This is a genomic window from Kitasatospora sp. NBC_01287 (assembly GCF_026340565.1).
GTDB lineage: Bacteria > Actinomycetota > Actinomycetes > Streptomycetales > Streptomycetaceae > Kitasatospora.
The window spans coordinates 8084400-8106283 of sequence record NZ_JAPEPB010000001.1; the positions used below are offsets into that span (position 1 = coordinate 8084400).

23 protein-coding genes and 2 CRISPR repeat arrays (1 of these 25 only partly in view) are annotated in these 21884 nt (G+C 72.9%); of the genes, 21 read left to right on the forward strand and 2 right to left on the reverse strand.

Going from position 1 to position 21884, the window contains the following annotated elements; all coding sequences use genetic code 11:
• The first annotated feature begins 152 nt into the window (after positions 1-152).
• The 14 genes from OG455_RS34520 to OG455_RS34585 all read left to right on the forward strand — a co-directional run bounded on the left by OG455_RS34520 (position 153) and on the right by OG455_RS34585 (position 13200).
• Positions 153-1586, forward strand: a complete 1434-nt coding sequence (locus tag OG455_RS34520; protein WP_266300226.1) for a helix-turn-helix domain-containing protein — start codon at positions 153-155, stop codon at positions 1584-1586.
• Positions 1587-1588: 2 nt separating this feature from the next.
• Positions 1589-2302, forward strand: coding sequence for an HAD family hydrolase (locus OG455_RS34525; RefSeq protein WP_266300227.1), 714 nt, complete (start codon positions 1589-1591; stop codon positions 2300-2302).
• 569 nt (positions 2303-2871) lie between these two features.
• Positions 2872-3240 carry a hypothetical protein gene (locus tag OG455_RS34530; RefSeq protein WP_266300228.1) on the forward strand — a complete coding sequence of 123 codons (369 nt, stop codon included), beginning with the start codon at positions 2872-2874 and terminating at the stop codon, positions 3238-3240.
• Positions 3241-3470: 230 nt separating this feature from the next.
• Entirely contained in the window at positions 3471-4127 is a 657-nt protein-coding gene (locus OG455_RS34535) for a hypothetical protein (protein WP_266300229.1), read from the forward strand.
• 128 nt (positions 4128-4255) lie between these two features.
• Entirely contained in the window at positions 4256-4858 is a 603-nt protein-coding gene (locus OG455_RS34540) for an SAF domain-containing protein (protein ID WP_266300230.1), read from the forward strand.
• A 41-nt stretch (positions 4859-4899) separates the two neighbouring features.
• On the forward strand, positions 4900-5673 hold the full coding sequence (locus tag OG455_RS34545; protein WP_266300231.1) for a hypothetical protein: 774 nt from the start codon (positions 4900-4902) through the stop codon (positions 5671-5673).
• Positions 5670-7010, forward strand: coding sequence for a CpaF family protein (locus OG455_RS34550; protein WP_266300232.1), 1341 nt, complete (start codon positions 5670-5672; stop codon positions 7008-7010). The genes OG455_RS34545 and OG455_RS34550 overlap by 4 nt, the downstream gene beginning before the upstream one ends.
• On the forward strand, positions 6998-7879 hold the full coding sequence (locus OG455_RS34555) for a type II secretion system F family protein (protein WP_266300233.1): 882 nt from the start codon (positions 6998-7000) through the stop codon (positions 7877-7879). Before OG455_RS34550 ends, OG455_RS34555 begins: the two co-directional genes overlap by 13 nt.
• Positions 7876-8763, forward strand: coding sequence for a type II secretion system F family protein (locus OG455_RS34560; protein WP_266300234.1), 888 nt, complete (start codon positions 7876-7878; stop codon positions 8761-8763). The genes OG455_RS34555 and OG455_RS34560 overlap by 4 nt, the downstream gene beginning before the upstream one ends.
• Before the next feature lie 28 nt (positions 8764-8791).
• Positions 8792-9013: a hypothetical protein gene (locus OG455_RS34565; protein ID WP_266300235.1), complete on the forward strand. Its 222-nt coding sequence runs from the start codon at positions 8792-8794 to the stop codon at positions 9011-9013.
• Between the two features lie 10 nt (positions 9014-9023).
• Positions 9024-9443: a TadE/TadG family type IV pilus assembly protein gene (locus tag OG455_RS34570; RefSeq protein ID WP_266300236.1), complete on the forward strand. Its 420-nt coding sequence runs from the start codon at positions 9024-9026 to the stop codon at positions 9441-9443.
• An 18-nt stretch (positions 9444-9461) separates the two neighbouring features.
• On the forward strand, positions 9462-9896 hold the full coding sequence (locus tag OG455_RS34575) for a TadE/TadG family type IV pilus assembly protein (protein WP_266300237.1): 435 nt from the start codon (positions 9462-9464) through the stop codon (positions 9894-9896).
• Positions 9893-10321, forward strand: coding sequence for a pilus assembly protein TadG-related protein (locus tag OG455_RS34580; protein WP_266300238.1), 429 nt, complete (start codon positions 9893-9895; stop codon positions 10319-10321). Before OG455_RS34575 ends, OG455_RS34580 begins: the two co-directional genes overlap by 4 nt.
• On the forward strand, positions 10318-13200 hold the full coding sequence (locus tag OG455_RS34585; protein WP_266300239.1) for a BTAD domain-containing putative transcriptional regulator: 2883 nt from the start codon (positions 10318-10320) through the stop codon (positions 13198-13200). Before OG455_RS34580 ends, OG455_RS34585 begins: the two co-directional genes overlap by 4 nt.
• A 239-nt stretch (positions 13201-13439) precedes the next feature.
• On the opposite strand, the gene OG455_RS42280 is transcribed toward OG455_RS34585, so the two are convergent.
• Positions 13440-14255, reverse strand: coding sequence for a hypothetical protein (locus OG455_RS42280; protein ID WP_353963032.1), 816 nt, complete (start codon positions 14253-14255; stop codon positions 13440-13442).
• A gap of 323 nt (positions 14256-14578) precedes the next feature.
• Here OG455_RS42280 and OG455_RS34595 point away from each other — a divergent pair, with 323 nt between their 5' ends.
• The 6 genes from OG455_RS34595 to OG455_RS34620 all read left to right on the forward strand — a co-directional run bounded on the left by OG455_RS34595 (position 14579) and on the right by OG455_RS34620 (position 18527).
• Complete coding sequence (locus OG455_RS34595; RefSeq protein WP_266300240.1) at positions 14579-15394, forward strand: DUF317 domain-containing protein; 816 nt, start codon at positions 14579-14581, stop codon at positions 15392-15394.
• 98 nt (positions 15395-15492) lie between these two features.
• Complete coding sequence (locus OG455_RS34600; protein ID WP_266300241.1) at positions 15493-15957, forward strand: hypothetical protein; 465 nt, start codon at positions 15493-15495, stop codon at positions 15955-15957.
• A 70-nt stretch (positions 15958-16027) separates the two neighbouring features.
• Positions 16028-16522, forward strand: coding sequence for a hypothetical protein (locus OG455_RS34605; RefSeq protein WP_266300242.1), 495 nt, complete (start codon positions 16028-16030; stop codon positions 16520-16522).
• Between the two features lie 68 nt (positions 16523-16590).
• A complete protein-coding gene (locus OG455_RS34610) occupies positions 16591-16887 on the forward strand; it encodes a hypothetical protein (RefSeq protein ID WP_266300243.1) in 297 nt (98 codons plus the stop codon).
• A gap of 124 nt (positions 16888-17011) precedes the next feature.
• A complete protein-coding gene (locus tag OG455_RS34615; RefSeq protein WP_266300244.1) occupies positions 17012-17212 on the forward strand; it encodes a hypothetical protein in 201 nt (66 codons plus the stop codon).
• 97 nt (positions 17213-17309) lie between these two features.
• Complete coding sequence (locus OG455_RS34620) at positions 17310-18527, forward strand: hypothetical protein (protein ID WP_266300245.1); 1218 nt, start codon at positions 17310-17312, stop codon at positions 18525-18527.
• 67 nt (positions 18528-18594) lie between these two features.
• A CRISPR array of direct repeats spans positions 18595-19355; the repeat unit is 29 nt; unit sequence CGGCTGACCCCCGCTCGCGCGGGGCGGAC.
• A 133-nt stretch (positions 19356-19488) separates the two neighbouring features.
• Here the strand turns inward: OG455_RS34620 and OG455_RS34625 are convergent.
• Complete coding sequence (locus OG455_RS34625) at positions 19489-19665, reverse strand: hypothetical protein (protein WP_266301101.1); 177 nt, start codon at positions 19663-19665, stop codon at positions 19489-19491.
• A gap of 68 nt (positions 19666-19733) precedes the next feature.
• Here OG455_RS34625 and OG455_RS34630 point away from each other — a divergent pair, with 68 nt between their 5' ends.
• Entirely contained in the window at positions 19734-21350 is a 1617-nt protein-coding gene (locus OG455_RS34630; RefSeq protein WP_266296011.1) for an ISL3 family transposase, read from the forward strand.
• A 78-nt stretch (positions 21351-21428) separates the two neighbouring features.
• A CRISPR array of direct repeats spans positions 21429-21884; the repeat unit is 29 nt; unit sequence CGGCTGACCCCCGCTCGCGCGGGGCGGAC; it runs 494 nt beyond the window's last position.

The following is a 21884-nucleotide window of genomic DNA, read 5'->3' on the forward strand; positions in this document are numbered from 1 at the left end:
CGGATCGCCGCCACGATGAGCGCTGTTGGCCAGACTTTGCTGAGCGGATGGGGACGGCCTTGGCAGAAGAACGGTGCGGCAGGTGCGGGTGCCGGCTCAGCCGCTACAACACCGCTGGTTCCCTGTGCGGACCGTGCGCGCGCGCAGTCGCGATGCCTCCGCCTGTTCGACTGGAGGTCCCTGCCCGGGTCTGGCTGGACCCGGCGGTGCGGAACTCCATCGCACGCTGGGACTTCGGTCAACTCAGCAAGTCTGTAAGGGATTCTGCCTCCCTACGGCAGGAGGACGTGGCCGCGCTCACCGGGCTCAGTCAGGGCTACCTGTCGATGCTGGAGGCCGGCAGCCGCCGCCTGACCAACATCGACAAGGCGCTCGACTTCCTCGTCGGCCTCGGAGTTCCGGCGGACCTGATCAGACTTCCCCGTCGGCTCGCGACGACTCCCCAGCCCCCGCCGGTCCCGAGCCAGGACACCGGCGAATCGGGCAACGCGGTCGTCCTGGACCCCGGCTTGCCCTGGACCGCGGGTCGTATGGTGACCGCACTGCACAACGCGGTGTTAGGGGAGTCCATGGACCGCCGCCGATTTCTCACCCTGTCAGGTACGGCGCTGACCGTACACATCCACCACTGGGGCATCGCCGACCCGGAGCCGCTGCACCGGGCCGAGAACGGCGGCCGGATCACCGGGGAGCTGATCGCCCACCTCGGCGGAACCGTCGACCAGTTGCGGCACATGGATGCCAGCACCGGCAGCGGGAGCCTCGCGGATCTGGCCCGCGCCCATCTCTCCCTCCTCGAAGGCATGTTGCGGAACGCGAGCTACGACGAGGCGACCGGGCGCTCGCTCGCCGCCATCGCCGCCGACACCGCCACCCAGCTCGGCTGGTTCCACTTCGACGCCGGCCGGCACGCCGCCGCCCAGCAGGCCCTCCTCGGCGCGTTGCGGGCAGCCCACGCCTCCGGTGACCCGCGGCTCGGCGCCGGAGCGCTCTCCTACCTGGCGATCCAGAGCTACTCCAACGGTGACCCCCGTGACGCGGTCGGCGCGATGCAGGCGGCCCGGGAGAAGGTCAAGTCCGTCAACTCGCCTTCACTGAAGGCGATGCTCCTCACCCGGCAGGCGCGCGGCCACGCCAAGCTGGGCGAGCGGGAGGCGTGCCTGCGGGCGTTGGGGGCGGCCGCCGAGTTCGCTGCGGCGGGCCCGTCGGAGGAGGACCCGGGCTGGCTGTACTGGATCAACAGCGGGGAGATCGCGGGTCAGGCCGGCAGCTGCCACCTCGACCTGGGTGAGCCACGAGGCGCCGCGGTGAAGTTCGAAGCGGCCCATGCGTCCCTGAACCCGGCGGACCGCCGGACTCGCGCCCTGTTCGAGGCTCGAGCGGCTTCGGCCCACCTGCGGAGCGGCGAGCGCGAGGCGGGATTCGCGGCCGTCGAGAGCGTGTTGGAGCTTGCGGTTGGTGTGCAGTCACCCCGCCTGCACGAGCACCTCGGCCGTACGGCCGACGACCTGCGCTCCTTCGGCGGTGGGGCGAACGCGAACGCGCTGATCGAGCGCGCTGACCTCCTCCTGGCTCAAGGGAGCTGACCATGCCCGGTGGAGCGCTCGTCCTCTGGGACATCGACCGCACCCTTCTCTACGTCGGCGAGACCGACCGGCGGGTCTACCGCGAGGCGTTCGAGCGGGTCGTCGGCCGCCCCGTCGAGCGGCTGCCCGCCCGGGGCACCGGGGTGACGATGCCGTTGGCCGTGCGGCAACTGCTGCGCGAGAACGGCGTGCCCGAGCCGGAGGTCGAAGCTCTCGCCGAGCGTGTCATTCGGCTGCTGCCGGAGCTGCTGGCCGCCCGGAGAGTGGAGATGCGCGAGGGGGGCCGGCTCATGGACGGGGCGGTCGCCGCTCTGCAGGCAGTGCGCCAGACCGCTGGGCTGGTCCCGACGGTGCTGACAGGGAACCTGCGGGCCAACGCCGAGATCAAGCTCCAGGCGTTCGAGCTGAGCTCCTACCTGGAAAGCTCGATCGGTGCCTTCTCCTCTGACGATTCTCACCGGCCGGCGCTTGTCGCCGTGGCCCAGCGACGTGCGGGGCTGAAGCACCGGACGGCGTTCACCCGTGCCAATACGGTGATCATCGGCGATTCCCTGGAGGACATTCGAACCGGCCTTCAGGGCGGCGCGCGCGTGATCGGCGTCGCCTCCGGGACTGCTGATGCGCAGGACCTCGAAGACGCCGGGGCGGACGCGGTTCTGACGGACCTGACGGATGCCCAGGTTCTGCTCGCCACCATCGCACGGCTGGTCAGCTGAAGCCGGAACTGCGGGCTCCAAGGTTCTGTCATCGCGAGGATTCCCCTGGACGGACCGTTAGTTCGGAGGATTTGTCCTCCGTGACCGTGAATAGCTCCACAATCCCCTGTCCAGCACACCCGGAGCGGGCACGCTGTCCACGACCGGGCGGGCGGAGCTACGAGTCCCCAAGCTGGACAGCTTGTCGGACTTTGCACTCTCCCGTGTGAGAAAGATCGCGATCGTGATCTTTCTCGGTGTGCAATGGAATCTGTATCGCCGCCGAGGTGTGGCACAGGTTCTTCGTGACCAGAGCGATGGGTGGGGTGTGTGCGGTGACGAAACTGATTACGCCGGTAAGCCGAAGGTCGCTGGCGGCGCTGGCTGCCGGGTTGATCGGCTTGGGTTGCGTGGCTGGCTGTGTGGCCGACGGAAGTCCCAGTAGCAAGAGTTCTGTTCGTGCTGCTCCCACTGCGGTGGCTGGCGGAGCGTCGAGTTCCAGCTCCCCGGTGCCGGCTTCGCCGTCTTCAACGCCGTCGTGGAGCGGGGTTCCCGCGCCTCCCGAGGCGCTCGCGGCCTATGACGCCATGATGCGCGATGTCACCGCGGTGGCAGCGACGTCCGACTACAAGAATCCGCGTCTCGCCGCGCACATGACCGCGCAGGCCCTTTCCTTCTGGACCACAGCTCTGGCGAACCAGCAAGCCAAGGGGCTTGTGAGTCATGGTGCGCCGAAGTGGAGCCCGCGCGTGACGAAGGTCAGCCCGGATTCGCAGCCCGAGCGAGTCGAGGTGACCGACTGCCTGGACGACAGCGGCTGGTTGAAGTACCTGCCGGATGGTGAACCCGCCGACCAGGTCGCGGGAGGCAGGCACCTCTCGGCGGCGGCCATCGTCCGCCAGCCCGACGGCTCGTGGGTTGTGGACCAGCAGGTGATCGGAGCGATCGGCACGTGCTGAACCACCGTCGTGCCGTCCTCGCCCTGGGCTGCCTGCTGGGGCTCGCTGTTGTCGCGCCCCAGGCTGCTGCTGACGGCACCCTCGGGACGGGATCCACGGCTTGCTCCCAGGGGCAGTGCCAGCTGACCGCAGGGGTGTCCTCGGCGCAGCAGGGGCAGCTGGGAGCACCCGCGCGGCCGGCTGAGCCCGTCGACGGCGGGGGCGGCCAACCCACCTGTGCGAGCAAACCGGTGACGGACGTGCTGACGCTGGGAGACGGGCACCAGGGTCAGTGGTACGAGCTCGACTGCGGCGGGACGCTGCCGCAGGGGAATTTCGGGTCGACGCCGCTGACCGGTGGTCCGCTGTGGGCTGACCTCGGCAAGGGCGACAAGCCCGCTGCCCCGGCTGTCGATCCCGGTGTACTGGCGGTGCAGGCGGCGTCGCGGCTGGAGCTGCCGAAGCCGGTGGTTCGGATGTCGCCGGTGGAGACGGCGCGGCAGGTGGTCGGGGTGCCGTCGTGGTTGTGGGTCGAGAGCAGCTTGTGGAAACCGGTGGAGTCGAGCGCCGAGGTGCCGGGGGTCGAGGTCGTGGCGACCGCGACGCCGTCCTCGGTGACGTGGGAGCTGGGGGACGGGACGGTCCCGGTGGTGTGCCGAGGTCCTGGGACGCCGTACGGGCCGGGGTCGGATCCGGACGGGGAGTCGCCGGACTGCGGGCACACCTTCGAGCGGGCATCGGCGGGGGAGCCGGGTGCTGTGTTCCGGGTGGTGGTGACGGCGCATTGGTCGGTGTCGTGGTCGGGGGCGGGGCAGGGCGGGACGTTTCCGGATCTGACGTCGCGTTCGGTGCTGCCGGTGAAGGTTGTGGAGGTGCAGTCGCTCGTGGTGGCCGGGGCCGGGCACTGAGAGCTGTCCGTGTTCAAGACTCTTTGAGGAGAGGTGCGTTGGTGTTGTCGTTGAGAGTGCCGTCGGCGCGGGCCGGGGGAGCGAGCCCGGGAGCGCCAGGGCCGGAGCGCGGTGCGCGGGTCGCGGCGGTGAAGCGGCGTGATCGGATGCGGCTGTTGGCCGGGCTGGCGGTGATGGCGGTGTGCGCGCTGCTGTTCGGCGCGCTCGCGATCGTGACGGGGCACCGGAGCCGGGTGCTGGTGTTGGCGCGGCCGGTCGCCGCCGGGCAGGTGTTGACCGGTGCTGATGTGAAGTCGGTGCTGGTCTCGGCCGAGGCGGGTACGGCGACGATCGGTGCGGAGCGGCTCGACGCGGTGGTGGGGCAGCGGGTGAGTGCGTCGCTGCCGGCCGGTCTGCTGCTCTCGGACGAGTTGCTGGGGCGGAGTGTGGCAGGGCCGGGGGCGGCGGTATTGGCGCTGGCGGTCAAGGAGGGGCGGTATCCGCCGACCCTCGACGCGGGCGACCGGGTCGCGGTCTACGAGGCCCGTCCCGAGCCCGCGGCCGGTGGTGCCGGTGGTGGTGTCGGCGTTCCGGTCGAGGCGATGGTGCTGGACGTTCGGCCCGGCGACGGTTCGTCGGGTGGTGCGGTGGTGACGCTTCAGGCTTCGGCCGAGAGCGCGGGCGGGCTGGTGGCGGACCAGGAGCCGGCCGTGGTGGTGCTGGGGGCCGGACCGGGCGGGGGTGGGCGCTGATGGCCGTGGTCGCGGTGGTGTCGGCGAAGGGTTCGCCGGGCGTGAGTACGACCGCGCTGGCGTTGGCAGCGGCGTGGCCCGGCGAGCGGAGGCCGCTGGTGGTGGAGGCGGACGCGGCGGGCGGGGACGCGCTGTTGCGCTTCGGGCTGCGGGAGTCGCCGGGGCTGGTGAGCCTGGCGGCGGCCTCCCGGCGGGCGGGGCTGAGCGCGGCCCTGATCGGTGAGCACGCGCAGCGGCTGCCGGGCGGCGTCGACGTCGTGGTCGCTCCGGCGGAGAGCGCGCAGTGCGCGGCGGCGCTGGATGCGCTGGGTCCGGCCTGGGCGGAGGCCGAGGTCGATGGCGCGCTGCTGATCGTGGACTGCGGGCGGCTCGGCCCGCGGGAGAGCGGGACGGAGGCGCTGCTGCGCTCCGCGGATGCGGTGCTGCTCGTGACAGGCGGCGCGGTGGAGGCGCTGGCGCACACGGCCGAGGCCGCGGCTCGGCTGCGGTCGCGGGCCGGGTGCCTGGTGGTCGCGGTGGTCGGTCCGTGTGCCTGGCCGGCTGCGGAGGTGGAGGCCGCGCTCGGTGCGGACCTCTGCCGGCTCCTTCCGCACGATTCGGCGAGCGCCGCGCTGCTGCGGGGGCGGCCCGAGCCGAAGCGCCGCTGGTTCGGTGGGCCAGGTCGTCCCCTGCTCGGCGCGGCCGGACAGCTTGCGCGCGAGATCGACCGACGGCTTCCCGAACGGCAGGCCGCTGAGGACAGCCCGTTGTGGGAGCCGAGTTCGGTATCCGGGCCTGGCGACCTGGCGTCCGTGTTGGGAGGTGAGCGGGCATGACGACGACCCCGTACGGGATGCCCGAGCAAGCTGCGACGGGCCATGGTGAGTTGAGCGAGGTCCTGCGCGCCGAGGTTGCGCGGCTGCTGGTGGCGGACGCACAGGAGCGGGAGGACGTGGGCGCGCCGGCCCGCTCCGCCACCGAGCGGCGCTCGCTGGGGGAGCGGTTGCTGGGTGAGGCGCTGGAGCGCCACACGGCCCGGCTGCTTGCGCTCGGCCGGCCGGCTCTGGACGCGGAGGCGGAGCGGCGGGTGGTGCGTGCCGCGCACGGTTCGTTGTTCGGGCTGGGCGGGCTGCAGGAGCTGCTGGAGGACGCGTCGGTGGAGAACATCGACGCGAACGGGTGCGACGCGGTGTTCGTGCGCTACGCGGACGGCCGCAAGGAGCGGGTCGGGCCGATCGCCTCCTCGGACGGGGAGTTGGTGGAGCTGATCCGCACGATCGCGGCGCGCGGGGGCAGCGAGGAGCGCCGGTTCGACCGGGCGGTGCCGAGGCTGAACGTGCAGCTGCCGGACGGCTCGCGGATGTTCGCGGTGATGGCGGTCTCGGGGCGGGTGTCGCTGTCGATCCGCCGGCACCGCTACCCGCGCGCCACGCTGCCGGAGCTGCGGCGCCTGGGTGTGTTCGACGCGGAGCCGGAGTCGTTGCTGCGGGCTCTGGTGTTGGCGCGCAAGAACATCATCGTGGCGGGCGGCACGAACGTCGGCAAGACGACGCTGCTGCGCGCACTGGCCTCGGAGATCCCGTCGATCGAGCGGTTGGTGACGATCGAGGACACCTTCGAGCTGGGGCTGCACCTGGACGGGCTGCACCCGGACGTCGTGCCGATGCAGGCTCGCGAGGCGAACATCGAGGGCGAGGGCGCGATCGACCAGGCGGAGCTGGTCCGTTGGGGCCTTCGGATGGCACCGGACCGGGTGATCGTGGGCGAGATCCGCGGCGCCGAGGTGGTGCCGATGTGCAACGCCATGTCGCAGGGCAATGACGGCTCGCTGTCCACGATCCACGCCTCCAGTTCGCGCGGGGTGTTCACCAAGCTGGCCGCCTACGCCGTCCAGGCCCCTGAGCGGCTGAGCCTGGAGGCGACGAACCTGCTGGTCGCCTCCGCCGTCCACTTCGTCATCCACCTCGCCCGGGACACGGCCGGGCGCCGGGTGCTCTCCTCGGTCCGCGAGATCGTGGACGCGGACGGCGGCCAGCTGGTCTCCAACGAGGTCTACCGGCCCGGTCCCGATCGCCGCGCGGTCGCGGCTGTTCCGCTGCGCGCCACCACGGTGGAGGACCTGGTCGCGGTGGGCTTCCGGGTGCCGGACATGGTCGGCGGGTGGTCGCGGTGAGTGCCCGGCTGCTGCTCGTCCTGTTGCTCGGTGCCGGGTTCGGCGGCGGGGTGTGGCTGCTGTGGGCCGGCCTGTGGCCGACCGAGCCGGTCGAGCTTCAGGAGCCGAGGCTCGCGAAATGGTGGCGGCACAACCGCCCGCCGCGCCCGCGCCGCCGGGCGGCCGGGGCCGTTCTCGCCGCGCTGGCCGCATTGGTGGTCACGGGGTGGGTGGTGGCCGCGCCGATTGCCGCGCTTGCGGCTTGGTCGCTGCCGGGCCTGCTGGGGCGGGACAAGGAGCACGAGCGGGCCGTGGCCCGAATCGAGGCGATCGCCACCTGGACCGAGCAGTTGCGCGACACTCTCGCGGCCGCGGCCGGACTGGAGCAGGCGTTGCTCGCCACCGCCGCCACGGCCCCGCCGTCGGTGCGGCCGCAGCTTGCCACGTGCGCCGAGCGCATCTCGCGAGGCCAACGCCTACCGGATGCCCTGCGCGAACTCGGAGACGACCTGGCCGACCCGCTGGGCGACCTGGTGGTGATCGCGCTGACCAGCGCCTCGGGACGGCAGGCCGGACGCCTGGGCGACCTGCTGGCGGGTCTGGCGGGCTCGGCGCGGGAGCAGGCGCTGATGCGCACCAGGACGGCATCGTCGCGGGCCCGGATCCAGACCTCGGTGCGGATCGTGGTCGCCACCACCCTCACCATGGCGGGCGCCCTGATCATCCTCAACCGGCCCTACCTGGCGCCGTTCGACACCGCTACCGGGCAACTCGTCCTGGTGCTGGTGGCCGCCCTGTTCGCGGCCGCGTTCGGCTGGCTGCGCCGCATCGCCACCTTCACCCAGCCAGCCCGGCTGCTCGCCGTCCCGACGCCGGAGGCCGCACGATGATCCACCTTCTGATCGGCGCGGGTTTCGGAGCCGGAGCCTGGTGGGCCTTCCTCGGCTGGCGCCCACCTCTGCCCGCCCTCGCCGACGCCCTCACCCCCAGGGCGCCCGCTCCCGCGACCACGCCGCGGCCCGCCTCAGCTGACGGCTGGTCGGCTCGGATCGGGGATCGGTTCGTCCCCCTTCTGGGACGCCGGCACCTTCCCGGCCGCAAGACCCGCGCGGACCTGCTGGCCCTGTCCGTCCCGGTCGAGCGGCACCTGGCCGAGAAGGCCGGCGCCGCTGTGGCGGGGCTGCTGATCCCGTGGCTGATGGCCCTGCTGACCGCCTTCGCCGGCGCGCGGTTCACGCTGCTGCTGCCCGCCTGGACGTCGGTGGCGCTGGCCGGTGCGCTCTTCCTCGCCCCCGACCTGGCGGTGCGCCGACGCGCGGCCGCCTACCGCTCCGAGGTCCGCCAGGCCCTGTCCACCCTCCTGGAGTTGACCGTGGTGGCGCTGTCCGGTGGCGCCGGGGTGGAGCAGGCGCTGACCGATGCCGCCGGCGCGGGCCACGGAGCGGCGTTCACCGCCTTCCGCCGCGCGCTGCGCGAGGCGGAACTCACCCGCACCGCGCCCTGGGGGCCGCTGGGCGAGCTGGGGGAGCGCCTGGGGGTGGCGGAACTGGTCGAACTGGCCGCCACCACCTCGCTCGCCGGCCACGAAGGTGCCCGCATCAAGACCTCCCTGACCAGCAAGGCCGCCACCGTGCGCGCCCACCTGCTCGCCGAGGCGGAAGCCGAAGCCGCCTCGGCCACCGAGCGGATGAGCCTGCCGGTGGTCGTCCTCTTCGCCGGCTTCCTCCTCTTCATCGGCTACCCGGCCCTCACCCACGCCCTCGCCGGCCTCTGAACCTCACCCTCACGAAGGAGAACCCCACGTGCGCACCACCCTCACCAACGCCAATTCCATCGCCCGCATCCTCGGACACCGCATCGCCTCCCGCCTGGCCGACGCCCGTGCCCGGTTCAAGGCGGAGCCCGACGCCGGCTACACCACCGAGACCGTCATCATCACCGCGCTGCTCATCGCCTGCGGCCTGGCGGCAGTCGGCTACATCACCGCGAAGGTCCTCGCCAAGGCCAAGGGCCTCGAGTTCTAGGGACACCGCCATGCCCCGCATCCGACGCACCCGTATTCGACGACCCAGCGCCGCAGAGCGGGACCGGGGCTCGGCCAGCACCGAACTCGCCATCGTCGCACCGCTGCTGCTGCTCCTGCTGCTGGCGATCGTGCAGTTCGCGCTGGCTGTCCACGCCCACCACATCGCCCAGGCCGCAGCCTCCCGCGCCCTTGCCACCGCCCGCGCCGAGCACGCCACCGCCGAAGCCGGACGAGCCGATGGACAGGCGCTGCTGCGCGCGGTCGACTCCGGCTCGCTGAGGGGGCCGAGCGTGGCGGTGACCCGCACCGGCACGCGGGCAAGCGTGGAGGTCAGCGGCACCGTCGTGAAGCTGATCCCGTTCCTCGACCTGCACGTCACCGCCCGCGCGGCCGGCCCGGTCGAACACCTCACCGGCCCCGACCGCTAGCCCAAAGGAGGAGAGCCTGTGCCCGACCATCCGGCACGCCGCCTCGGTGACCGGGGCTCGGTGACCGCCGAGATGGCCCTGACCGCGCCGCTGCTGGTGCTCCTGCTCCTCTTCGGCATCGGCGCGGGACGCCTCGTCTCGGCGCGCCTGGACGTGGCGGATGCCGCCCACCAGGCCGCCCGCGCCGCCACCCTGGCCCGCACACCCAGCGCCGCCACCGGAGCCGCGACGCAGGCGGCCCGCGAGGCACTGGTGGGAGCCGGACTGGCCTGCTCCCACCTCGCGGTCACCACCGACACGACCGCCTTCCGCCCCGGCGGGCGGATCAGCGTCACCGTGGTGTGCGCAGCCTCGCTCAGCGGCCTCACCCTGCTGCCCTGGCCGGGCGAGCGGACCGTCGCCGAGACGTTCACCGCACCCCTGGAGACCTACCGCGCCACGGAGACGAAGTGACCAACCCCCACCGCGGTGCAGCCCGTTGCCGGGACGAGGGCTCGGTGACCGCGTTCACCGTCGCCATCGTGCTCGGCCTGCTCGCGCTCCTGGGCCTGACCGTCGACGGCGGCCTCGCCCTGGCCGCCCGGGTCCGCGCCTATGGCCAAGCCCAGGAAGCAGCCCGCGACGGCGCCCGCCACCTCGACCTCCGGCAACTGCGCGACCAGCGCACCCTCACCGTGCGCAGCACCCAGGCCGAACAGGCCTCAACCGACTACCTGCACACCGCCGGAGCCACCGGCCGAGCCACAGCCCGCGGCAACGAGGTGACCGTCACCGTCCACCGCACCCAGCACACCCAGATCCTCACCCTGCTGGGCATCCGCACCATCGACGTGAGCGCCACCGCCACCGCGCGCGCCGAGGAGACCGGTACCCCGTGACCCCCTTCGCGCACCGCGCCGGTCACCTGCTGCGCGCCCTGGTCGCGACCGCGGCTCTGACCGGCCTCCTCGCCGGACTCCCGTACGCCCTCCTGCACTACGCCGCGCAGTTCCGGCCCCAGCACCTGCCCACTCTGGGCGAGGCGACCGTCTGGGCGCAGGACCCGCTCGCCGCGTTCCTCCTGCTGCAACTGCTCTACTGCGCCAGCTGGCTACTCTGGGCCTACCTGCTGCTCCAGGTACTGCGCGAAGTGTGCTGGTACGCCGCCAACTTCGGAGCGCTGCTGAGCGAGGCGGGCCCGGGGGCGGTCACGGCCGTGGCCCGGCGCACGATCGCCGGGCTGCTCGTCGGCGCGATCGTGCTGGCCATCGCCGCAGGCCTGCGCGGCACACCCGTCGAACGCGGCGACGCGAGCCTGGCCGCGTGGACCACGCCGATCGCCGCGACCGCCCCGGCCACCCCCGTTCCCTCACCGAACAGCGCGACAGCGCGCGCCGCGGCGAGCACCGACACGACCGCCGCATGCGAGGTGCGGCCCGGCGACACCCTCTGGGACCTCGCCGAACGCCACCTCGACAACCCGCTGCGCTGGAAAGAGATCTACCAACTCAACCGGCTCCGCCCGCAACCCGACGGCAGTCACCTCAGCGACCCGGACCGGATCACCCCCGGCTGGACCATGCTGCTGCCGCCCGCCGCGAACCCGGCCCCGGTCACGAGCCGCCCGGCCCCGGTGCCCGCCCCGCCCACGCGGCCGACGCCCTCTCCACGGATGCCTTCCCCGACGGCGGCGACCCCGAGCACGCCGGTCGAGCCGCATGCGACCACCGCCCAGGACCCGGCAGCGGCTGCTCCCCCGGCGGTCCCGCACCAAGCGGCCGCTCCAGGGATCCAGCTTCCCCGGGAGGCGGGATACCTGGCCCTGGCGGTAGGGACCGCGCTGAGCGCCGCCGCTGTGCGCCGGACTCTGCACCGGCGTCGCGACTACCACCCCGGCGACGTGGGGGAGGAGCACCACCCGCGTCCCGAGGAGACCTCGCTCGTCGCCGCGCTCCGCAGCATCGCCAGTCTCCACCCACCGGCCGGCCGTGAACCGGGAGCCGACCAGGGCGACGTCCCGCTCGCCACCCGCGGAACCCGACAGTGCCACCTGCTCGATCTCCTGGCAGGCAATCAGCAAGCCGTCCTGGCCCTCTCCGGCCCCGGTGCCGAGGACGCGGCCCGCGCCTTGCTCGTCACCGTGCTGACGGCACCGGGACAGGCCCGCCTGCTCCTGCCCCGAACCGATGCCGTCCGCCTGGCGCCCGGCTTGGCCAACCGGCGCCTCCCGGCATGCCAGTTGACCGCGGACCTTGACGAGGCCCTCTCGGTGCTGGAGACAGAACTTCTGCGCCGCACCCGCCAGCACCATGATGCAGAGCGATCCGCCGCCGCGCGGGAGCCCCGGCCGATGGTCCTGCTCACCCAGCACGATCCGCGCCACCACCAGCGCCTGGCCGCCGTGCTCAAGGCCGGCCGCCCCCATGGACTGACTGCCCTGGTCCTCACCGGCACCGCACCGGCGCCACCCGACGCTCTGGCCTACCAGGTCGACACGGACGGCCACGCCACCGCCGGCAGCCCGCACACCGACAGTCCGCTGCACTTCTTCCACCTGCCGATGAGCAGCTCGGACATCCTGCTGGGCCTCATCCAGCAGAGCGAAGAACAGCCCCTGGCGGAAACCCGGGTAATTGCCGGAGGGGCTTCCGCCGCTGGGCAAGAAGATGAAGGGCGGGAGCCTTCCCCGGGCGCTCCTGAGCGCAAGCCGCCGACCCCGGAGAGGCCTGAGAATTCTGTGGGTACGCAGAATTCCATCGAGCTGGGAAAAGCGAGCCAGCAGGACCGCTCCGATAACAGCGAGCTCATGCTCGCGACAGGGAGGGATGTCCCCTCGGGCACCGCCTGGGAATCGATCGACCCCCAGCGGACACCCCGATCACGCCCGACAGCCGAGGCTGGTGCGGGCGAAACCCGCACCGCCGTCGCCGAGCGACGCCCGGTGAGCGTCACCCTGCTCGGCCCCCTGGCCGCGACCGTCCGGGGCGACCTGGTGGCCAAGGGGCTGAGTGGGTACGCCGGTGAGCTACTCGCGCACCTCGCCACCCACCCCGGCGGTTCCACCAAGGACGCGATCCTGGAAGCCATCTGGCCCGACAAGGACCCCGCGACCACCGGTACCGAGGCCTTCCACACCGCGAAGAAGAGCATTCGCGGCGCCCTGCGCACCGCACTGGGTGCCACCACCTCGCTCGGCGTCCTCCTGCAGGCCGGTGGCCTGTGGCGCCTGGACCCCATGCTCGCGGAGACCGATCTCGACGCCTTCCACGAAGCGGTACGGCGAGCGACCACCACGCCTGACCAGGCCGAACGCCTCGCCGCTCACCGCCGCACCGTCGCTCTCTACACCGGGGAACTGTGCGAGGGCATGGACCGCCCCTGGCTCACCGCGCCGCGGGAGGAGGCCCGCCGCCGCGTCCTCAACGCCCTCGGCATTCTGGCCACCGGCACCGCGGACCCCGAAGAAGCGCTCGGCCTGCTGGAGCGCGCCCTGGAGCACGACCCCTACAACGAGGAACTCCACCTGCGCCTGGCCCGCCAGCACATCGCTCTGGGCCGCACCGAGGCCGTCCACCGGACCCAGGAGCGGCTCCGCAGTCGGCTCGCCGAGATCGAGGAACGCCCGACCGCCGCGACCACCCGCGCCTTCCATGAACTCCTCGCCGGGCGATCCGCCCGCTCGGTCCTCGACGGGCCAACACCCCGACGTCCCGAATCGGCGGCATCGCTTCGCCCGGCCCGCTCCACCTCGGGCCCGGGCGCGCCTGTCAGGCGGTAGCCGGCCAGGTGGCTCCGAAGGCTGCTGCTCGGCATGCCGAGCAGCAGCTTCGATGCGGGCGATCCACCGGGAGGTAGGTGGTGCGACCGGCCGGGAGGAGCGCCTGCCGGCTCATCGGCCGACGGTGGCCAGGCGCTGCGGAGTCCGAACCGGGTGGCCGGTGGGACGTCGACCCATGGGTGTCGATCCTCGGATGTCGCCTCAGGTGTCCCGCCCTGGACGGGACGCCCTGTCCCGGTTCATCGCCGCAGGTGGGCGGTCTGATGGGGCAATTGGGCATGGCCGGACTCAATACCCGGTGGTAGGTCCCCACCCGGTCTTCGCGCGTCCCGGCGGCCAGGTAGCCCGGTCCCGGCGGTGCCGCCCCGCCCCCGTTGCCTCTTGACCGGCGGCTGCCCTCCCCTTCTGCAGGTCCCGGTACCCCCGTCGGCGTCAGCTGCCGGCCAGGCCCCGGCGGGCGCGATGCCCCCGCGAAGCGGTGGGCGAGCAGCCCGCTCGGGGTTGGCCCGCTCGGGGTTGGCCCGCTCGGGGTTGGCCCGCTCGGGGTTGGCCCGCTCGGGGTTGGCCCGCTCGGGGTTGGCCCGCTCGGGGTTGGCCCGCTCGGGGTTGGCCCGCTCGGGGTTGGCCCGCTCGGGGTTGGCCCGCTCGGGGTTGGCCCGCTCGGGGTTGGCCCGCTCGGGGTTGGCCCGCTCGGGGTTGGCCCGCCCGGGGTTGGCCCGCCCGGGGTTGGCCCGCCCGGGGTTGGCCCGCCCGGGGTTGGCCCGCCCGGGGTTGGCCCGCCCGGGGTTGGCCCGCCCGGGGTTGGCCCGCCCGGGGTTGGCCCGCTCGGGGTTGGCCCGCTCGGGGTTGGCCCGCTCGGGGTTGGCCCGCCCGGGGTTGGCCCGCCCCGCTGGCGTTCCGGGTGCCTGATTGTCACCCGATCGGGTGACAATCAGGCACCCGGAACGGGACGTTTCCTTTGAATCGGTCGTGCTGCCCTGATTAGACGGCAGAACGCGTCGAGCATTTTCGATTTCACGACGCAAGGTGTCGTGAAATCCTGAGGATTCCATCATTTCAGAGCCCTGAATACGACTTCACATCGTTCCGGGATCGAGCTATCTTTTAAGTGTGCCCGGGAAACCGGCGGCGGGAATCCTGCCAGAATCCATCAATGAAATCCTGCGGCAGGTGAGGAATGCCCTGACGCAGAAAAGAAAAGGGGAATTCAGATGCGCGCGGAAGAAGTGATGAACGCGGTTCTGCTGCGGCCGGAGCACACAGTGCTGGACCCGTCCGCGCCCGACCCCCGCCCACCGGCCTCGGCTCCACAGCGCGGGAACGCCGATTCTCACCGCCAACCGCCCTTCAACTCCACTACCAGAAAAGGAGATTCACCATGGACTGCCCCACCGCTGCCAGCGGAGTCACGACCGCTGAGCCGCCGCCTGCGGCCTCCATCCCCATCGCCCCCGCCCCGTCCGGCGCCGCCGTCATCCCCTGGCGGGAGGTGCGCATCGCGCCCCGCTACCTCGCCGGGTCCGGCCACGACGCGGACGCCGCGATGGACCCGCTGACCGACAGTGCCGGTTGGCACGCCTGGAGCGACGAGCTCGCCAACCGCCACCTCACCAGCCCCTGCGGGCGCGCCTACCTCGGGTTCCTGCCGGAGCACCACCCGGAGGAGGTCGGACGGTGGAAGGCCTGGGCGCGCCCGCACCACCACGGCGCGCGCACCTGGATGGCGGCGTTCTCGGACGAGGTGCCCTACGAGTTCATCGCCGCCTTCACTGCCGACTGGGCGCACGGCTACCGTCCCGACGACCCGCCCTTCGCCCAGCCCGACGACGGTCACCGTGACGGAATCGAGAAGGTCCTGACGGTCCTCCAGCTCGCCGACTGGGGCCGGGACCCGAACACCGGACGGGGCCAGAGCCTGGAGCGGTGGACGGCGCCGGACGGCCGGGCCGGGGTGGAGGTGCGGATCAACGCGCGCGGCAGCGTCGAGACCGAGATCCTGCACGGCGAGCCCCGCTGGACGATCTGGGCCGCCCCGGCCCCGTACCGCCGCCCGCTCTGGGACGCGGTCTTCAGCACGGGCACCCCGACCGGCCTGATCGCCGCGTTCTGCCGGGCCCTGACCGACCCCGCCCCGCTGGTGCGCGAGGACCACCAGGTCCCCTGGGCCTGCCGCGACACGGTCACCCGCACCTGACGCCAGGACAAGTGGTGCCGTCCCCGCGCCAATCGGGGGCGGCACCGCCACCCAGCATCCCACCTCGCCAAGCCGACACGAAAGCTGGAGGCCGTGCCGTGACCACCCATGCAGTCATCGCCCGCCCCACCCCCGGTGGCTTCGCCGGACGCTACGTCCACTACGACGGCTACCCGCGCGCCAAGGTGCCGGTCCTGCTGACCGCCGTTCGGGACCACTTCCGCGGTGACGTCCAGGCGGCCGCTCGGTTCTACCTGGACGACCACCCCGCCGGATGGGACGAGCTGGGCATCGACTTCACCGTGCTGCCCGACTCGACCGCCCCCCGCACGGACCCCGGCGCCTTCTACAGCCGGTGCCTGTGCCACGGCCCGTTCGCTGCCGAGCCCCAACTGATCGACCAGGAAAGCACGTTGCCCCGCCATGCGTGGGTCTACGTCCTGCGCCCCGAGGGACTCCAGGTGATCCGTAGCGGTGAGAGGAAGAGCACCCGACCCCGGGCGAGCCACCTCCTGCCGTGGGACACCGACCCCCACGCGCCGCTGCCCGCCGGTCTTCGCTGACCGCACCCGACCACACCAACACAGGGGCCGGGCTCACCCGGCCCCCTGACTCCGAAAGTGATTCACCGTCATGACCACCCCTCCCAGCACGATCGCCGCCCGGGCCGAGCAGGCCGCCGAGTACCTGCGCGCGATCACCGCCCAGGACCCCGACCCACGGTGGCACGCCGAGGAGCAGGCCCTGGCCCACCTGCGCCTGGCCGCCCTGCTCGGCATCGCGCCCACGGACGTCACCACCACTGACGACGAGCTGCGCGCCACCCGCAAGCACGACGCGCTGATCCTCACCGCCACCGACCCCACCGACCCGGACGCCGTCCACCGGTTCTCCCTGATCGACCCCCGCTACGACGACGAGCCGTTCCGCCTCCTGGGCCCTTGCCCCGGCTGCGGCAGCGAGGTCGCGTTCCGCGAGATCCGGACCCTGGCCGACCTCGCCCGCGCAGGGCGGGTTCCGCAGCTCCCCGATGAGGCCTCGCTCCCCGAGGTCCTGCGCACCGCCTCCAGCGCCCAGGTCCTCCTCACCGACCCGGGCCACCGTGACCGCTGCGCCTACGGCAGCTGACCAACCGACCCCCGCTGCTCCAACCGGCCGCGCCGCCCCGGGCAGCGCGGAGAGAGGCACAACCTGACATGCCCGAGCGCCACTTGACCGTCGCCGACCTCATCAACAGCCTGGCCGCCCACGACCCGCGCACCCCGGTGCGCCTGGCGCTGTCCCCGGAGTGGCCCTTCGAGCACTACGTCGGCGCCATCACCGCCACCCCCCACATCCCGCCCACCACCCCCGACAGCACCACCGCCGCCGCGCACGATGAGCAGCGCGGTGCGGTGTGGATCGGTGACGGCGGCCAGATCGGCCACCTCCCGCCCGAGGCCTGGGTCGAGCTCCACCGCGACCCCGACGACGACCTGACCGGCGTCGCCTGACCGCATCCACCGCCGCACGGCAGACCGCCAATGTCCGCCGCACGGAGACCCCGATCGGGCCGGGGCACCCCACGCCCCGGCCCACCCCGAAACCGCACCTGCCACACCCCAGGAGAGCCCCGCCATGCGCACCCCGCAGTCCTCGCCCAACCGGCCCACCACCCGCACCGAACTGGCCGACCTCGTCCTGGCCGCGGTGCGCCCCGCGCTGGTGTCCGCCGCCAGCGGCTCCGGTCGCCTTCCCCGCCAGCGTGCCCGCTCGGGCAGCTGCCAGCGCGGTTGCGCCACCGGCGGATTCTGTGGTGGCTGCGGCCACGCCGGCTGAGGCCGCCGCTGACCGCCCAACCCCTTCTCCCAGGGCCGCCCGCCCGGCGGCCCTGGGACCCCCTACCGACCCGCTGACCACACCAAGGAGGCCCACCATGTCCCAGACCACCGCCGATGCCATCCCCACTCAGCCGGTCACCGCGCTGACCGGCGCCACGGCCGCCGTCTACACCGAACTGTGCGGCCAGCAGGCCGTCACCGCCGCCGCCTTGGCGCTCGCGGCCGAGGTCAGCCCCTCGTCCGCCCGCAAGGCCCTCGCCACCCTGGAGCAGCGCGGCCTGGCCCGCCGCACGCCCGGCGGCAACGACCGCACCCGCAAGCTCGCCGACCTCTGGTACCCGGCCGACAACGACACGACGGCCGTCCCCGCCGCCACCCCGACCGACACGGCCGAGACCGCCGAGTCGACGCGCGGCTCCGAGCCCACGGCCGGTGATGTCGGCGGCAGCACCTTCCCCCAACGCGACACGGAGAACGGGACAACCACCGCAGGTGCCGACCAGCACAGTTCGCCGGACAAGGGAGATTCCGAAGTCCGGTGCGAAGAGGCCGGGTTGCCGCGTGGCGGTGAGAGCACGGACCTTGGTGCGGCAGAAGACGGCATTGCGCAGCAGCAGTACGGGCGTGGCGGTGTCGCGGACGTCGACCCGGTTGCGGCGGTCGCGGCATCCGGCGGCACCGGCGAGAGGGTGCCAGGCACCACCGGGACCGACACCGGCACCCCGCCGTCGGTGAACACGGGGTCCACGGCGATCGGGTGGACCGCCGTCGGAGAGGCACCGGGGGCGTCGGACGGCACGCCGCCGGGCAGCGATCCGGCCGCCCAGGACCGTACCGCGGACGTGCCAGCCGCAGCCGATGCTCCGGAGGAAGGCACCAGCGACTCGACCCGCCGGGACACCGGGGCCGTATCCGACGGTCACAGCGGGCCGACGGACGGCGCCGGAGCCGGGCCGGGGGCGGTATCCAGCGATGCGTCGGTCGAGCCCGCCGATCACGTCTGCATCTGCGCGACCTGCGGTACCCAGCTCCCCTCCCGGGCGCGCAAGCGGCCCGCTGCTGCCGTCACCAGCGGCGGGCCCCGACTGCTGCCCGGCGGCCTGCACCGGCTCGTCCTCGACCACCTGCGAGCCAACCGGGACCAGGCGTGGACCCCGACCGCCATCGCCAAGATCCTCGGCCGCTCCTCCGGCGCCATCGGCAACGCGCTGACCACCATGGTCAGCCGCGGTGAAGCGCTGATGACGTCCGACAAGCCTCGCCGCTACCAGGCTGCTCCCACCGCCGCCGAGGACGGCACCAACGCCGGGTGAACCGGGAAACGGGGCCGCGCGGACCGAGATCAGCTCCGCGCAGCCCCGCCTCCGCTCGGCGATCGCAGCTCTGACCTCCGCTGGCGCGGGGCGGACGGGTGCCGGGTGTAGCCGGCGTCGGAAAACGCTGGCTGACCCCCGCTCGCGCGGGGCGGACCCCCATTCTTCGACTTGGACGACCTGGACGGCCGGCTGACCCCCGCTCGCGCGGGGCGGACTGCACCAGGGAACGCGTCACCTGCTCCGACTTCGGCTGACCCCCGCTTGCGCGGGGCGGACGGACCCGTCGGAACCGATGTGATGTGCCATGCCGGCTGCCCCCCGCTCGCGCGGGGCGGACGCCTGGTTGCCCAACCGGACGGCGTCCAGCACCGGCTGACCCCCGCTCGCGCGGGGCGGACGCGCGCCGGCCGCCGCGGATGTGCGGCTCGGGCGGCTGACCCCCGCTCGCGCGGGGCGGACTCAGCCGTGAACGTGCGGCCCGCGCGCTGACCCAGCTGACCCCCGCTCGCGCGGGGCGGACTGGTCCGCCTGGACCCGCGCGCGGCGCCTGGGCGGCTGACCCCCGCTCGCGCGGGGCGGACGCCGTCGTCCCGGGCGCGGTGGGCTGCTCGATCGGCTGACCCCCGCTCGCGCGGGGCGGACGCGACTCACCGCGGCGTACACGCCGACATCGTCGGCTGACCCCCGCTCGCGCGGGGCGGACGACCCCGAGCGGCAGATCGACGACGCTCTCGCCGGCTGACCCCCGCTCGCGCGGGGCGGACGACCCCGAGCGGCAGATCGACGACGCTCTCGCCGGCTGACCCCCGCTCGCGCGGGGCGGACGTCTGAACGCCATGTGGCGATCCTGGGAGCACCGGCTGACCCCCGCTGTCGGCAACGGGTGAAACGGGGGTCTGGATCACTTTCCGTGCTGATATGACTGATCGTCACTGACCGTGCTGGGGTCGGGTGCCGGTCACGGGGCGAGGAGCACGCGCTTGCGCAGGAGGTCCAGGCCCGCGCGGCCGAACATCTGCCGCTTCAGCATCTTGATCCGGTTCACCTGCCCCTCCACCGCCCCCGAGCTGAACGGCAGACTCAACCCCGCCACCACCGCACCCAGATCAGACCCGATCCCGTTCACGAACGACACCAACGACTTGTGGTCACTTTCGATGCTCCCGGGCTGGGGTCGCGCCACATGCGTGATGATCAACAGTCGTGAGCGACGTGGATGTTGAGGAAGTCCTGTTCCCAGACCTGGGCGACCTAGAGATAGCGAACATCGAGATCGGCGGCGACAGCGTGACCGTCACGGCCTGCGCGTGTGCGCCCGAGGCGCTCTGCCCTGCCTGCGGCGCCGGATCACGTCGGGTCCACAGCCGCTACGAGCGCCGGCTGGCGGACTCGGCGGTCGGTGGCCGGCGAGTGGTCGTGAAGCTGCAGGTCCGGCGCTTCCGCTGCCCCGCGACGTCGTGCGCCCGGTCGACGTTCGTCGAGCAGGTCGCCGGGCTCACTTTCCGCCACGGGCGGCGGAGCTTGCGGCTGCACACCGTCCTGCAGTCAGTGGCGCTGATGCTGGCCGGACGAGCCGGCGCCCGGCTGTCCAGCGTCCTCAGCTCGAAGGTCAGTCGCTCGACGCTGCTGAGGCTGATCCGCGCGATGCCCGATCCACCGACAACGGCACCACGAGTGCTCGGAGTTGATGACTTCGCCCTGCGCAAGGGTCACGTCTACGGCACCGTGCTGATCAATATCGAGACCCGCCGTCCCGTCGACCTGCTGCCCGACCGCGAGGCAGCCACCCTTGCCCGCTGGCTGACCGAGCACCCCGGCGTCGAGGTCATCTGCCGCGACCGCGCCATCGCCTACGCCGAAGGCGCCCGCCTCGGCGCACCCAACGCGGTCCAAGTCGCGGACCGCTGGCACCTGTTCCACAATCTCACCGAAGCCGTGGAACGCTGCGTCACCCGGCACTCCACCCAGCTGCGCGAACCCGCCCACGTTCCCACCCCCGAGGAATCCGCGGCGGCCCTCGCCGAACTGGAGAAGGTCACCACGACGGCGAAGGCGGCCAGGGGCGCCCACCGATACGCGGACCGCACCAGCGAGCGACACCAGGCCGTACACGACCTGCTCGCCCAGGGCCTGTCCCGGCGGGAGATCAGCCGCCGACTGGGCCTGGCCCGCGGCACAGTGCGCAGGTTCGCCCGCGCCACCGCCCCCGAGGAACTTGTGGTCGGCAAGTGGCAGGGCCGCACGAGCGTCCTGGACGACTACAAGCCCTACCTCCATCAGCGGTGGCAGGAAGGCTGCACCACCGCGAAGACGCTCTTCGACGAGATCAAAGCCGTCGGCTACACCGGCGGCCTCACCGTCCTGCGCGACTACCTGCGGCCCCTACGGTCCGGCGCCCAGCCGCAGGATCGCTCCACCCGGCCGCCCTCGGTCCGCGACGTGACCTCCTGGATCACCCGCCACCCCGACAGCCTCACCACGGACGAGACCCTCAAGCTCAAGGGCGTCCTCGCCCGGTGCCCGCAGCTCGCCACCACCGCCGACCACGTCCGCACCTTCGCCGAGATGATGACCGCCCGCACCGGCCACACTCAACTGGCAGGCTGGATCGACCAGGTGAAGGCCACCGGCCTGCCCGAGCTGGTGTCGTTCGTGAACGGGATCGGGTCTGATCTGGGTGCGGTGGTGGCGGGGTTGAGTCTGCCGTTCAGCTCGGGGGCGGTGGAGGGGCAGGTGAACCGGATCAAGATGCTGAAGCGGCAGATGTTCGGCCGCGCGGGCCTGGACCTCCTGCGCAAGCGCGTGCTCCTCGCCCCGTGACCGGCACCCGACCCCAGCACGGTCAGTGACGATCAGTCATATCAGCACGGAAAGTGATCCAGAACCCGATTTCAGCCGTTGCCGACACTCGCTCGCGCGGGGCGGACGGACCGAGGAGAACCGGGAACACTCGAACCTGCGGCTGACCCCCGCTCGCGCGGGGCGGACTCGATCACATCGCGGCGGGCCTGCAGGTGGTCCGGCTGACCCCCGCTCGCGCGGGGCGGACGTCTGAACGCCATGTGGCGATCCTGGGAGCACCGGCTGCCCCCCGCTCGCGCGGGGCGGACTGCTCGGCGGCTGCTTCGCGTTCCTGCTCCCACGGCTGACCCCCGCTCGCGCGGGGCGGACCGTACCGGCCCGCGCCGACCACCGAGACACCTCGGCTGACCCCCGCTCGCGCGGGGCGGACTCGGTGCCGGTCGAGCCGCTGGTGCGGTACACCGGCTGACCCCCGCTCGCGCGGGGCGGACGCCATCAGGGCGGCATGCTGGGGGTGGTGAGGCGGCTGACCCCCGCTCGCGCGGGGCGGAC